The organism is Pseudoxanthomonas sp. UC19_8, from assembly GCF_042700505.1.
GTDB classification, from domain to species: Bacteria; Pseudomonadota; Gammaproteobacteria; order Xanthomonadales; family Xanthomonadaceae; genus Pseudoxanthomonas_A; species Pseudoxanthomonas_A winnipegensis.
Genome location: NZ_CP170559.1, coordinates 3,602,023 through 3,614,690, shown reverse-complemented (window position 1 = coordinate 3,614,690; position 12,668 = coordinate 3,602,023). Strand labels below are relative to the sequence as shown.

15 protein-coding genes are annotated in these 12,668 nt (G+C 60.9%); 7 read left to right on the top strand and 8 right to left on the bottom strand.

The window, feature by feature from the left end; translation table 11 throughout:
• Positions 1 to 362 precede the first annotated feature (362 nt).
• From ACFJIT_RS15970 to ACFJIT_RS15955, 4 genes are all read left to right on the top strand, one after another.
• Complete coding sequence (locus tag ACFJIT_RS15970) at positions 363 to 650, top strand: hypothetical protein (protein ID WP_379654231.1); 288 nt, start codon at positions 363 to 365, stop codon at positions 648 to 650.
• A 1,418-nt stretch (positions 651 to 2,068) separates the two neighbouring features.
• A complete protein-coding gene (locus tag ACFJIT_RS15965; RefSeq protein WP_379654230.1) occupies positions 2,069 to 2,230 on the top strand; it encodes a hypothetical protein in 162 nt (53 codons plus the stop codon).
• Between the two features lie 122 nt (positions 2,231 to 2,352).
• The gene (locus ACFJIT_RS15960) at positions 2,353 to 2,598 is read left to right on the top strand and encodes a hypothetical protein (RefSeq protein WP_379654229.1); all 246 of its coding nucleotides are present in this window, start codon (positions 2,353 to 2,355) and stop codon (positions 2,596 to 2,598) included.
• A gap of 142 nt (positions 2,599 to 2,740) precedes the next feature.
• On the top strand, positions 2,741 to 3,277 hold the full coding sequence (locus ACFJIT_RS15955) for an MAPEG family protein (RefSeq protein ID WP_379654228.1): 537 nt from the start codon (positions 2,741 to 2,743) through the stop codon (positions 3,275 to 3,277).
• Between the two features lie 580 nt (positions 3,278 to 3,857).
• Here ACFJIT_RS15955 and ACFJIT_RS15950 read toward each other — a convergent pair.
• From ACFJIT_RS15950 to ACFJIT_RS15935, 4 genes are all read right to left on the bottom strand, one after another.
• Entirely contained in the window at positions 3,858 to 4,190 is a 333-nt protein-coding gene (locus tag ACFJIT_RS15950) for a hypothetical protein (RefSeq protein WP_337053089.1), read from the bottom strand.
• Positions 4,191 to 4,370: 180 nt separating this feature from the next.
• Positions 4,371 to 5,129, bottom strand: a complete 759-nt coding sequence (locus ACFJIT_RS15945) for a DUF4435 domain-containing protein (RefSeq protein WP_379654227.1) — start codon at positions 5,127 to 5,129, stop codon at positions 4,371 to 4,373.
• Positions 5,130 to 5,132: 3 nt separating this feature from the next.
• Entirely contained in the window at positions 5,133 to 6,239 is a 1,107-nt protein-coding gene (locus ACFJIT_RS15940; RefSeq protein ID WP_379654226.1) for an AAA family ATPase, read from the bottom strand.
• Positions 6,240 to 6,385: 146 nt separating this feature from the next.
• Positions 6,386 to 7,216 carry a restriction endonuclease gene (locus tag ACFJIT_RS15935; protein ID WP_379654225.1) on the bottom strand — a complete coding sequence of 277 codons (831 nt, stop codon included), beginning with the start codon at positions 7,214 to 7,216 and terminating at the stop codon, positions 6,386 to 6,388.
• A 234-nt stretch (positions 7,217 to 7,450) separates the two neighbouring features.
• On the opposite strand from ACFJIT_RS15935, the gene ACFJIT_RS15930 reads away from it, so the two are divergent.
• A complete protein-coding gene (locus ACFJIT_RS15930) occupies positions 7,451 to 7,750 on the top strand; it encodes a hypothetical protein (protein WP_379654224.1) in 300 nt (99 codons plus the stop codon).
• Positions 7,751 to 7,972: 222 nt separating this feature from the next.
• On the opposite strand, the gene ACFJIT_RS15925 is transcribed toward ACFJIT_RS15930, so the two are convergent.
• Positions 7,973 to 8,491: a MarR family winged helix-turn-helix transcriptional regulator gene (locus ACFJIT_RS15925; protein WP_379654223.1), complete on the bottom strand. Its 519-nt coding sequence runs from the start codon at positions 8,489 to 8,491 to the stop codon at positions 7,973 to 7,975.
• On the opposite strand from ACFJIT_RS15925, the gene ACFJIT_RS15920 reads away from it, so the two are divergent.
• Both ACFJIT_RS15920 and ACFJIT_RS15915 read left to right on the top strand, forming a co-directional pair.
• A complete protein-coding gene (locus tag ACFJIT_RS15920) occupies positions 8,466 to 9,209 on the top strand; it encodes an SDR family NAD(P)-dependent oxidoreductase (RefSeq protein ID WP_379654222.1) in 744 nt (247 codons plus the stop codon). The two genes, ACFJIT_RS15925 and ACFJIT_RS15920, sit on opposite strands and share 26 nt — an antisense overlap.
• A 403-nt stretch (positions 9,210 to 9,612) precedes the next feature.
• Positions 9,613 to 10,251 (top strand): DUF2306 domain-containing protein, encoded by a 639-nt coding sequence (locus tag ACFJIT_RS15915; protein ID WP_379654221.1) that lies wholly within the window; start codon positions 9,613 to 9,615, stop codon positions 10,249 to 10,251.
• Positions 10,252 to 10,366: 115 nt separating this feature from the next.
• Here the strand turns inward: ACFJIT_RS15915 and ACFJIT_RS15910 are convergent, their stop codons facing one another.
• From ACFJIT_RS15910 to ACFJIT_RS15900, 3 genes are all read right to left on the bottom strand, one after another.
• Positions 10,367 to 10,819 (bottom strand): hypothetical protein, encoded by a 453-nt coding sequence (locus ACFJIT_RS15910; protein ID WP_379654220.1) that lies wholly within the window; start codon positions 10,817 to 10,819, stop codon positions 10,367 to 10,369.
• Complete coding sequence (locus ACFJIT_RS15905; protein WP_379654219.1) at positions 10,752 to 11,723, bottom strand: N-acetylmuramoyl-L-alanine amidase; 972 nt, start codon at positions 11,721 to 11,723, stop codon at positions 10,752 to 10,754. Before ACFJIT_RS15905 ends, ACFJIT_RS15910 begins: the two co-directional genes overlap by 68 nt.
• A 230-nt stretch (positions 11,724 to 11,953) precedes the next feature.
• On the bottom strand, positions 11,954 to 12,493 hold the full coding sequence (locus ACFJIT_RS15900; protein ID WP_379654218.1) for a GNAT family N-acetyltransferase: 540 nt from the start codon (positions 12,491 to 12,493) through the stop codon (positions 11,954 to 11,956).
• Positions 12,494 to 12,668 lie beyond the last annotated feature (175 nt).

Genomic DNA, 12,668 nt, shown 5'->3' with positions numbered 1-12,668 from the left:
GGGTCAGATCAAAATGTCTGATGGTGCCGGTGCTCATCCAGTGTAATGGTGCTTCGCAAACTGACCGCAGCCTTAAAGTACCTCGCTCGTCGGTCTGTAGGCCTGCCAATAATAGAAGTCGGAGCACGTTCTTGCGATCAGTCGGCAGGACCGGAACGGTGTCTTTGGAAACATGAAACTGCGCTCCGACCCCTGATTCGAAACTGCGCGCTGTCCCGCAATTCGTGCTTTCATTTCCACTGGCTAAAAGGAGGCGGTACGCCGTGAAAAGATTCGCCGCTGCCATTTTCGTGTCTGCACTTATTTTCGGGTGCACGAGGACAACTGTCAGTAGTTTGCCTGACGGGTACAAGATTTGGGTTATGAATTCGGAAGAAATCTATGTCTCCGACTCAAGCAATGAACTGCTGGTGGGGCCACACCTGAGACAAGTCGGCGTGACGAAGCATTACATCGTGACGACAAGCGAAGCGGCAGGACCGAATTACGTTGGAAATCTACGCACAAGCGGTTACAGCTTAATCGAGCGCTCCACGCGGAGAGTGGAAACGCGGATGACCGAGAGTCAGGTCAAAGAGCGGCTTTCCAGTGTCGCTGAGTCAATGCCTTTGCTCTCGGAATTCAATCAATATCGAACAACTGCGCGATGAGTAGAAGCGTGCTCCTTCTGGAACACCTGTCACTGGGAGGGTGATATAAGAAGAAAGACTCGGTTGCACGTGCTTTACATAAAATATCTCAAAAGCGCGCGGTCCCCTGTGAAGAAACGTAGCTCATCTCTCTTGTTAGCTATCCTATGCATATCCGGATGTGCTCCCGATAACGATAACTCAAGTAAGTCTGCAGCCACTATGCCGCTTGCCAGCGTTTCTATACCTCCACTTCCAGACGTTGGAGAAGTCACCAAGTTCAACGCGTGCAAATCGCCCTTGCGTAGGTCGATAAATATAGTTGAGGCTTGTGAGATAAATGCATTAAGAGCCCGCTGCCTACCTTCCGATGATTGTTTGATAACTTGCTTGAGTAGTCCAGACGCCTTGCAAGTCCTCGGAGGTTGCGATCACGTTTGCTTCTCTTACATGCATAGAAAGGCTCCGCCCCCTCCGGGTATTGATCGATGCGTTAGTCCAAGGCCAGGCTGACTCTAAGCGGCAGGGGTTTTCTCGACGAGCCCTTCCTCTGCTTTCCAGTTCCGCTGTGAGGCTAACCACCTCAACGCAAAGTGGCATCGAAGTGAAGAAGGAAGCTACTATCTTGAAGACCTATGCTTCAATTGCAAGCATTATGGGAGCCCGCAGCAATGATGAAGCTCATAATCTCATCCGCGCTTTTGCTTCTTTACACCAAGCAGTTGTACGCTGGCGAGTGCGCTTACGAATCGAAGGAAACAGGCTGGGTCCCTGCCAGCAACAGAAATTTATACCAAGATGTTCTTTTTGCTTCTACGCATAAAGATTTAAGAGCGATAGAGAATGAGCTTGGTCCACCAGCCCGAAAAGTCACATATACAAAGTCAGAAGCCACTTGGGTTTATGGTGCGAAAAAAATAGTTTCAGAAAAGACTTGCGAAAAAACTGAGAATAAAACTTTTTTTGAAGTATATCTTTTGACGATAGGGGGCGAGAAGGACGACGTCACCTGTCGTGTATTAAGGAGGACAATTGTAAGCACGGCAGAGAATATAAGTCCCTTCCAGGAAGAGGGGGTGTTGCCGTTCACTTTGGAGAATAATTCATGCGGAGACTGGCTTGCATCTAATCGAAAGTTCTAACGATCCTTGGTCAGTAAGCGCTGGAGCCGTCGCGGCGCAACCAGGACGCTAGTGGTGCCACGGTCAGTCTTATAATTTCCTACTTGATCAGAATGGGACCCCATGATGAGAGTCCAACTCTGTATCCTAGCGCTAACGCTTGCGGCTGAGGCTTCCTGTGCATCTACCGGAGCTGACCAGCAGAATGAAACATTGCAGGATGCAGCCATCATTGAACGATCTACTATCCCGCCCTACACGGGATACGTCCGTACTTGGATCCAGTTCAGAGTGAAAACGAAAGGGAAGGAACGAGTGGTGTCGCTACCGCACTTCGAAGACGGCAAGCGGATTCCGGAAGTCGGCGAAACTTGCCAGATCCACTACCACGCTGAAGTGATTGAGGGGCAGGTAGGCGACAAGAGCGTTCGAGCGGCGACTGCCAACGTCGTCGATCAGATGGAATGTGGCAGGGGCTGAGAGGCTGAACCTGTGCCAGTAGCGCTAGGCGGGTGAAAATGCGATACACACCTTTGACGATTATTGCGTCTCTTCCTGCATTGCTTCGCAGATCGGCTTAATCCAGCCAACATGGACCAACCGTGATCTCCGCAACCCGCAAAGCAGGCATCCACGCACTCACGATCGGTGCCGTGCTCAGCATGGTCGGTGGCTGGGCGGCGGTCAGCTATGACCTGTGGCGCTTCAAGCCGCTCGGTTGGCTCTACGCGTTGCTGGTGGTGCTGGCGATGATCGGGTTGGGTCAGGCTGTGACCGGGGTTCCGTTCCGGGAGCTGGCCGCGCAATGGGATGCCCTCAAGGGTTGGCAGGGCGGCGTCCGGGCATGACGATCCTGGCGGTGTTCTCTGCCATGCTGTTCGGCATTCTCGCGGCCGGCGTCATGTCGGGCGCGCTGTAGCCGAACCACCATCCGTCCGGCCGGCCGCCTTGCGGCACGGCGCAACCGGGGGATCTGCGATCAGGGGCCCGATGAGCTTGTCCACGCCACAGCGCGGTGTTGCCTTCGGGATGGCGTCGGCCCTGGTGCTGGCGGCGGTCGGGCTGGGCGCGGCGCTCGCCATGCCGGGCGCGTGGGCGGAGGACACGCTGGAGGGGCGTTTGCACTTGGTCGCATTTGCGGCGCTGGCGCCTGCCCTGGCGCTGGCCTTCTGCATCGCGCGGCTGGCAGCCCATCGCTTCCATACGCCGGCCGACCTGGATGGCAGTGGCATGACCGAAGGCACCCGCCAGGCGCGGTTGCTCCAGGCGTTGCTGCAGAACACGCTGGAGCAGCTGGCCCTGGCCGTGCCCGTCTACGCCGCTTGGGGGGCGCTGGCGCCTGCGCGCTGGCTCGGAGTGCTGCCCGTGGCGGCGGGGATGTTCCTGCTGGGGCGGGCGTTGTTCTTCGTCGGGTACGCGCGGGGCGCGCGCGGCCGGGCGTTCGGTTTCGCGCTGACGTTCTACCCCACCGTCCTGCTGCTGCTCGGCGCCGCGGTGTTCGCGGGGCGCGTGTTCGGCAGCCCATGAAACCTCCACGCCGATGGGGGCGTGCCCGTCGGCTTCCTCCATGCGCAGACGCCCATGCTGGAGCTCGTCCTCTTCCTCACCCTCAGCGTCCTGGCCGTCCGTGCGTGCATCGCGTCGTGGTGAGCCTGGTGGCCCCGCCAGCCTGACGGTCCCCCGCTGCCCGGTGCCGGCCCAGCAGCCCAGGGCGCCCGGTACTTTGGGGAGTGCGTGCCCCGGCGCAGGGGGAAAATAGGGGTCAGAGTGCAGCTTTTTGGCGCTCGCGGCGCTCATTCCGTCTCCCGGCACTTCGGGAACTGATAAGAGGCGGCAGGGAAATCACGAGCTAGCGTGCCTTTCGAACGAGCTAGCGTGCCTTTCACAAGAGCGCGCCAACAGCTAGCGGCCAAAGCCGCTAGGATGAAGCCCGGACTCTAAAGAGTCCCGCTACTGAAAGCGGGGGACGTCGATGGAAAATTGGGGTGGGGCGGGATTTATCAGAAAGTGCACTCTGACCCCGTGCTACTCCAATATGGGTCGATCGAAGCGTACTGTTTATCCAATGATCGGGCTGGGCCCGCGGTCGCAGGCCCAGCCCAATGGATTACTTGGCCTCTACGCGTCGGTACTGGTCGCTGCCGGTGTTGAGGTGGCCGTTGGCCTCGTCGATGGCGAAGGTGACCGTCTCGCCGTCGTTGTTCACCTGCAGCGCGCCGTCCTTGTAGATGGCCGGGTAGCTGTCGGTCTGGGGCTTGCGGCTGAAGAACTTCGGCGTGGTGCTGCGGACCATGAAGGCCTCGCCGCTGCGCTCGATGTCCATCGTCTCGTCCTGCGTCTGCACGTTGACCCAGTGGCCCACGAACTTCTCGCCCTCCACCCTGGCGCAGCCGGACACCAGCAACGCCGTGGCCAGTGCGGCCCCCATCCACTTCATCATCGTGTTCTCCGTCATTTGAGCTGGCGGTGAGGATGCCGTGCGGGGGATGCAGGACAGGTCAAGGAGGTAGATCAGGGCGGTGGAAGGGGTCGGCGCGTCTTGCAAAGACACTGCACTCTGATCCTGTTCTGGTCTCTTATCGGATTTCGACCGGTGATTACGCTCGCTATTATCCCTATTTCAGGCATTCAATTTTTCTTCCAAAGCTGACCGCAATGACTCGCGTAGTTTCTTGTAGTTGTGACCTTTTCTAGCTGCGCCCACAGCCATCAATTGCTTTGAACTGAATTTAATTTTCCTCTTCGGAGCAGAGAGTTGCCGCATTAAAAGAGCAAAAAGAGACTTTCCCCGTAGCATCCGGCCATACTCACAATATATTTCTTCTAATAATCTTTCCGGATAGACTTCTTCTTCATCTAAAGCGGTCTGTTGGCGATAAAATTCTTCGTCGTCTAAGACCTTTCCGGGGTGGGTTCTAAAGCTTGACTCTCTGCCTGCGGCTGCTCGATTCACGGCAAGTGCATACCAGCGCAAGAAACTAGAGAGGTCGTTGTTGAAAGAAACCTTTTCTTCCTCATCCAGGAATTCAAGCAGTTCCCCATCGGCAAACAAGTCATTCTCTATTGAGTAGCCATCTGTTTTGATGACATCCGGGAAATCTTCGGCCTCTTCCGAGAAGTTGTAAACCCATATGTCCTTGTCAACGACAAAGATTATAGGTGCAGAAACAGGATTTCTAATTAACTTATCGCGCACTCCAAGCACCGCCCCCTTATTCCCCGCGGGGAGCATATCAACCCCAAACTCTTTCAAATCCTTCTCAATAGCCCTGTAAAAGATAATGTCATCCTTACCCTCGACTAAGACGGTCGGCAAGGATGTTCTTTTCAGAGTCTCAAAAATTTCGTCAACTGTGAGGGTTGTTCGCTCCTGACTCATATCTCAATCTCCCCGATCCAATCCAATAACAACTTCCTTGTCTGGATACTTTCCGTAGATGAACGGTGAGTGCGTTGCAAATATAAATTGATTTCCCGAATTTTGAGATTGAAGGATTGAGTAAAGCTGCCTTTGCCAATCCACGTGCAAGCTAAGTTCCGGCTCATCTATGAAAATAATGGAATTTTTGTAGAAGGCGTTATAGCAAATGAAGCTGAGCATCTGCTTTTCGCCTGCGGATAGGGCTTCACTATTCACTGCTTCTGCCGCATCGCCAAAGCTCAGGCGCTTACCAAAAGATATTCCTGAGTGTTGGAATAACCTTTCAACCAAAAGCCTGATTGCGTCTAATGGGAGCATGGTCGAGGTTCGAAATTCCTCAATCTTTTCAATATCTTTTCTAGTTTCGGATAACAACGCATCGGCATCCTCGCGACTACTTTGCTCTCTCTCGTAGTGTTTAATCTTATCGATGACAATTTTAGACACTTCTGCCTGAAATGAATTTATGTCCTCTGAAAATCCGGCGTATCTCTTGAGAAGCAAGCTAACGATATCCTGAGTTGAGATTGCCGCCACGAACACGTGTTCCTCCTTACTCAATCTTCGAGAAAGTGCTGCGAGCGATTCGTCAATATCTGAGTCAGCTCTTCCCGATGTCCTTACTCGGAGCGCCGATTTGGACCCCATCGAAAATCCGCCCTCAATGCGTCGGAAGGTCGGGAAAAAGATAGAACTTCCCGCGTTGACAACATACTCGGCGGCTTTGTCTTCCGCAGACTCTGTGAAGTGCTCATCCTCGAATTCGTTTGAGTCGTCTTCCAACGTAAATTTATTATCACCAATCTCCATTTCTACTTTGCAGTAAATAGATCCAGTTCGGATGACGGTACATGTGTACTCTGAGGTTTCCAGAGTGCAGGATTTGAAATCAACCTCCTTCAATGCCAAGAGAATATTTCCACTCATAATGAACCAAGCAAGCTTCATTATAGTTGTCTTTCCCGAGCCGTTTCTTCCGGTTAAAACGTTGATGTCGCTATTGAATTCGACGTGTAATGTTTCCTGGCGCCCAAATAGCCCGGTAATTGTCATTGAATTGATTTTCACTTCATTCCATCCTTTTCATGTGATTCGCCGAGTACTATGCCGCTGAAGAAACAAGAGCGGCGCGCTCTTTTTGAAAAATGTGGCGCTCATGCAGTTCCTCTAGCAACCCGGTGGAGAACAATAGTCGGAGCGCAATTTCTACCTTTTCACGCATGTGGCCGACACCTCGGGAAATGACTGCAGCCCAAGAAGCCTTCGCCGGTCCTCCGATTAGTCCGCTGTACCAGGTCGCCCCCGCAGCGCGGACAAGCCGCAGTGGCCATGGGCATCGGGTTATCTTCGATCGGGATCATCACGGGCTCAATGTGGGCTCGTGATGCGGGCAGGGGCGCCGCGTAGCACTTTACAGCGCGGATCATCTCCAGCAGCTGCGCCCCACCCATCAGCTCAATCGGCTTGCCCTTGGCAAAGAGTTCGGCGTCTTTGGTATAGCTGCCGATACAAACGATCTTCACCGCGTGGGCCTGGTGATGGGCAAGCAGGCCGGCCATCTCGCGCACGACGCTGACGCCGATTTGCTGGCGCTTCCATTGCTTGCATTGCACCAGGGTGCGGCGGCCCTCCTTGCGCAGGATGAGGTCGATGCCGCCGTCGGCGCCGCCCAGGCCGGTTTCCTCCACGGCATAGCCTTGGCGCCGGAAGGCTTCGCCGACCAGTAGCTCGAATTGGCGCCAGCCGCCTTGGCTGAGGCTTTCCAGATCGGTGCGGGTGTCGAGCAGCTTGCGGCGATGGCGGCTGCCGACGAAGGATGCCATCGCGCCGATCCAGCAGATGGCCAGTACCATCCAGGCCAGCGGCGCGAGCATGGCCCCGATGCCTTGATTGAAGCCTTGTGCCAGCGGCCCGCTCTGATGACTTATCCAGCCTTCGAAGCCGTAGCGCACCAAGAGAAATCCGATCAGCCCGGCAGCAACTCCCACTGGCCACGGCAGCGCTGCGACCACGTCGATGCCGTTCTGCTTACGTCTGCGTCCCATGCAAGCCCCCATCCCCACTCGCACCATAGCCCTCGGCGGCGCGCTTGTCTGCGGTGAGCAGCGCTGTCGGGGGTGAGTATTCTTCGCGCGTGACCCGGCGCGTTGATCTCATCGGCGTGGCGGTGCGGAAAATGAGAGTCGGGCGGCAAGCCAATATCTGATTTTCGGATATCGAAGGGGACCCGATAGCCTCGATCCGCGGACGCGCTGTCCGTCATGTCGAGGAATCGTGCCGTGACGACTTCGAAAGCCTCCAGGAGATCCCCTAAAACCGCGGGAGTTATCGCCGCGCGGCCCGGTGCGACCTACGCGTTCGGCGCGACCCTGGCGCAGATCGATCGGTGCCATCAGCTGCTGCGCACGATCAGCGCGCATAGCGACATGGTGGCGGTGTGCGCGGGCGCGCAGCTGGACGACGCCAGCCTGAGCACGTTGGGGGAGAGCATCTTCGCCGCGGCGCACGAGGTGCGTGTGCTGGTCGATACGATTTACGCGCAGCGGCTGCGAGGCGGGGAGCCGCTGGAGGAGGGATGAGCCTGCCTGCAGTCTTGTAGGCGTGGTGTCGTGCTTGTGGATGTCATGGTCATCCAATCCATACCGCTCCTGAGCGAGAAAGTCTCGGCACAGAGGGCTTTGCGGGGCTTCTCAAGGGCGACCAGTTGCACGAGGAAGACAAGCCTGCGCGCTGACTAAAGCACTTTGAACCACTGCGTGGTCCGGCCATTGGGCGAGTGTGTGGACATGCAGTAAGGGTTGTCAGGGCGACGGATTGCCCGCGCCAAGCCGTGCGACCACACGCCAGAACGCGTCGGCGTCTTCTGAGGGCACGGCATTGATCAGGGAGCGCCGCACGGCGGCGGCGTGGACGCGGCGGGCGTCGCGGACGGCGCCGCGTCCGTCGGCGGTGGCGACCACCTGCCAGTTGGCGGTCGAGCCTTCGCGTTGCAGCAGCCCGCGCGCCTCCATGCGCGTCAGTTGGCGTGAGAGTCGGCTGCGTTCCCAGCCCAGGTCGTCGGACAGGCGCTGCTGGCGGATGCGGCCCTGGGGCGTTTCGACCACGCGCGTCAGCACGGAGAAATCCGCGGCCGACAGGCCGGTCTGAGCGGTGATGTCCGCGACGACCGCGGCCATCACCGCCTCGGTGGCGCGCTTCCAGGCGATCCATTGCCCCATTTCCTGTTCCGAAAGCTTGCTCATGCGTCTCTCCGCGTTGTTGACATGGAAACAATAGCGGATGCATTCTGTTGACATGACAACACAACGCATCGTGCTCATCACCGGTGGCACCTCCGGGATCGGGCTGGGCCTGGCCAAGCGCTATGCCCAAGGCGGCGCACGGGTCGTGATCACCGGCCGCTCCGCAGAACGCCTGGAGCAGGCGCGGGCCGAGTTGCCTGGCTGCCTGACCATCGCGGGCGACCTGTCGCTTGCCGACGCGCGCGAGCGGCTGGCGGATCGGGTCGCATCCGAGCTGGGCGGACTCGACGTGCTGGTGAACAACGCCGGCATCCAGCGCCGGATCGACATCGCCCACGACACCGCGGCCTGGCCCGAACGCCAGGCGGAGATCGATCTGCTCTTCTGTGCCCCGATCCACCTGGGCACGCTGCTGATGCCGCTGCTGCGCGCGGCCCGTCACGGCGGGCAGGTCGTCAACGTCACCTCGGGCGGGGCCTTCAATCCGCAGACCTTCGCGCCGGCCTACAGCGCGGCCAAGGCGGCGTTGCACAGCTACACGATGAACCTGCGCCGCGCCCTGTCCGGCAGCGGCGTCACGGTCACCGAACTGATTCCACCGGCGGTGGCCACCGCGTTGGCCGGGCCGGGACAGGCGCACGGTGCGGATCCCGACGCGTTCTGCGATGCGGTGTTCCCTCGCATCGAGCGGGGCGAGGCCGAGGTCGGGTTCGGGCCCACCGACACGCCGGAGTTCCGCGAACGGCTGTCCGCCGAGCATGCGCGGTTCGAGGCGTTCGCGCGGCGTAACGGTTAGGCGCGCCATCCGTGGCCCGCCCTGGTCGTGACCGGCCACTGCGGGGACGCGACTGCCGCGTTGCGCCTGGAGATCGATCTCCCGGACGTGCCAGATCTATACGAGGGTTCAGGGGCATTGCGCGGCCATGCGCACATGCGGGGACCGAATCGCGTTGCAGCGTGCGCGCTTTCGGTCCGTCGCGTAGAAGCGGCGTCGGATCAGGCCTGCAAACACGCGTAGCATCGGCCGCGACGTCGCGCCTCGGAAGGTCATGCGGTCCGGCCATCCTTCGTGGCCATAGGACCGACCGCCAGGCCAGCAGCAGCGCCTGCAAGGCGTCCAATTCAAAGCACCGCCAGAACCGCGAACCCGGAGTCGACCGATGACAAGCGCAATCAGGCTGGGTGGGCGGGGTGTCCCGATGGCGGCCTCCGTTGTCGTGCTGCTCGCCCTGGGCTGGCTGGGTTTCGGCTTTTTGCATGCGGCGTATCTCAAGTACGCCGCGCAGGATTCGCCGGCGTACGCGATGTTCCTGCTGCGGCGCGGCTGGCTGTGGTGCCATCTGGCCGGCGGCGGGCTGGGCATCGCGCTGGGGCTGGTGCAGCTGGTGACGCAGCGCTGGCGCGGGGCCTGGGCGGTGCATCGCTGGTCGGGGCGGGTGTACTTCGCCGCGATGCTGGTGGCGATGGTGGGCGCGGCGGGGCTGATCGCCACCTCGCCGGCGCCGCTGTCGATCCGGCTGGCCTTCAGCGCGACCGCCGTGGCGTGGTGGGTGACGGCGGGCTTCGGGCTGGCGGCGATCCTGCGGCGGGATGTCGGGGCGCACCGGCGCTGGATGCTGCGCGCCTATCTGGTCACGCTGGCGCCCGCGGTCTTCCGGCTGGCGCTGGCGGGCGTGGTCGGTGCGGGGCTCGCGCCGTCGCCCGGCCTGATCGCGTGGATGCTGTGGGGCAGCTGGGCGGTGCCGCTGCTGCTGTATGCGCTGTGGCTCCAGCTGGCCGGCGCGTCGCGTCGCGGATCGGGGATGGAGGGCGTCGCGCTGCGCCATGACCGCGCGTAGTCCAGCCGCTCGGCAAGCGCATGAACGTGGGGCGGGCTTGTCAGATCGCCTGAGGACTGGCCGAGCCGGGCCACCCCATTCAGAACACGTCGCTTGTTGCGTCGTGGGCGCCGCGCTACTGGCCTGAATTGTCGTCGGGCATCATCAGCACCAGCGGCGTGCACGCGCTGGCGGAACAGCCGAAGGTGCGCACCACGGTGCCATTGGTCCACGTCGCGGTGGCGGCGGCATTGATCACGTAAGACCAGGTCTTGCCTTCAGCCTGCAGCTGGCCGCTGATCGTGCAAGGCAGGGCGTAGAACGCATCCCGCGCGCCGTCCGGATACTCGCGGCTGGCGTTGAAGAAGCGCGCGACGCCGTCGCGGTCCAGCTTCCACGTCTTGCAGGCCGCCTCCAGCGCCGGGTCCGGCGCGCGTCCCGCATCCGGCACGTAGACCGACGCGCCGACGCTCAGCACTTCCACCTTGGGATGGCTGGCGCCGGCGGGCGCCGCGCCGCTGTCAGCGGGTCGGGCCTGCGGGCTGCTGCACGCCGCCAGCAGCGGCAGCGCCAGGCACGTACAGACCATCGCCCTCGCCCGCAGTCTTGTAGGAAATGGTGTCGTGCTTGTAGATGTCATGGTTGTCCAATCCATACTGCTGCTGCAGTACGCCGACCAGGCGATTGATCGAGGCGGTCTGCTCGGCGGTCGGCGCGTCCCAGGTCTTGGTCGTCGCGTTGTAGGCGCCGACGACCTCGATCCCGATGCTGTCGCTGTTGTTGGGATAGCGGATGGGATAGGGGTTCGCGTTCTCGTGGCTGTTGATGGCCGTGGGTTTGAAGCCGGTCTTCGCATGCCAGGTCTTGTCGGGCTCGATCAGCGTGCCTTCCTCGGCGCCGCGCGAACGGATCTTGCCCACGTGCCAGGTCTGGTGGTCCAGGCTCGCGGTCTGGTAGATCGTGCCGTCCTTGTCGATCAGGAAGTGCGCGCCGGCAGGCTGACCGCCGGCGTTGTAGCCGTCCAGCGTGCTTTTTGCGGTAGAGGACTCGGTGCGGTGCATCACGATGGCTTCCGGCGATGTCAGCGCGCCATGCTCGAGCGCGGTGACGCGCGCATTGCGAATCTCCGGGACCGTGAGCATGCCGTCCTTGTCCACCTGGGAGGCAGGCAATGCGAAGGGACGCAGGCTGTCCGCCGCGGGCGTCTGCGCGCTCGAGGTCGGCGCGCTGGCCCGCATGGGGTCCGCCCCATAAGGCGGGGTGTAGGTGGCGAAGACGGAGGGAACCTTTGCGGACGGATCGCCGAGCACCACCTGGCTGATCTGCTCCGGGAAGCGCGGGTCGGCCTTGACCTGCGCATAGAGTGCGGCGGCGACGTTGGCGTTCTGCTCGCCCTGCCAGCGGTGCAGCCCCTCGACGCCCCGCAGGAGTTGCTGATACAGCGCGTGGTCGGGGTGGGATGGATCGCTGGGCATCCGGTTCGGATCTGCCATGTCAGCTCCTTTGCATGGTGGGGTGCGTCCCCCTTGTTTCGATACTAGCGCACGGGATCGATCGACCGGCTGTGCCAGATCGAGATGCTTGTCCCTGATTCGCCGCTGCGCGATGCGGTGCAACGGACGTGGTGCAGCGGGTCTTCGCGGCGCAGTGGAAGCGCGCGCGGCTGTCTGCGGTCGACTCCTGCTTGCGGCGAGCGGCAGCGACGGGGCAGCCGCTGGCGACCTCAAGCCTCGGAGGACGCCGCGCTGCGCACGTACCGTTCCACCGGCTTGCCGTGCAGCTCGGTGTTGCCGTCGAAGCGCAGGCCCAGGCGCTCGGCCACGCGCCGCGAGGCGATGTTGCCGGGGTCGATGAGGGCGTGGACCTGCGGCTCGCGGCGGGTCTGGAAGGCATAGTCGAGGACGGCTGCGGCGGCTTCGCCGGCCAGGCCCTGGCCCCAGAACGGGCGGTAGATGCTCCAGCCCAGTTCGAGGTCGTCGCTGCCTTCGCGCAGGAAAGCGCCGACATGGCCGGCCGGTTCGCCGCCCTCGCGCAGCGTCGCCGACCACCAGCCGGCGCCGTACAGCTGCCACATGCCGACGTGCGAGCAGAAGAAGCGCCAGGCGGTGGGACGGTCGACCACGCCGAGGAACTCGGCGCTGACCGGGTCGGACAGGTGCCGGGCGAAGGGCTCGAAATCGGCGGCGCGGTACTCGCGCAGGATCAGGCGCGGCGTCTCCAGCACGGGGACGGTCGCGGCGGAGGCGGGCGTGGCAGGCGACATGGAAGCGGGCCGATCAGATGCGTGGGAAACGGCATTGGGCCAGTCGATCCCGGTGCGGTGCAAGCACGACGCGCAGCGCTGCCGTGCTACCCGGCCGTGTTCGATGGCTGATCGTGTTCTGTACCCGCCAAATCCATGCGCTCTTCGGCGGAACCGGATGACGAGAGGTCGAAGT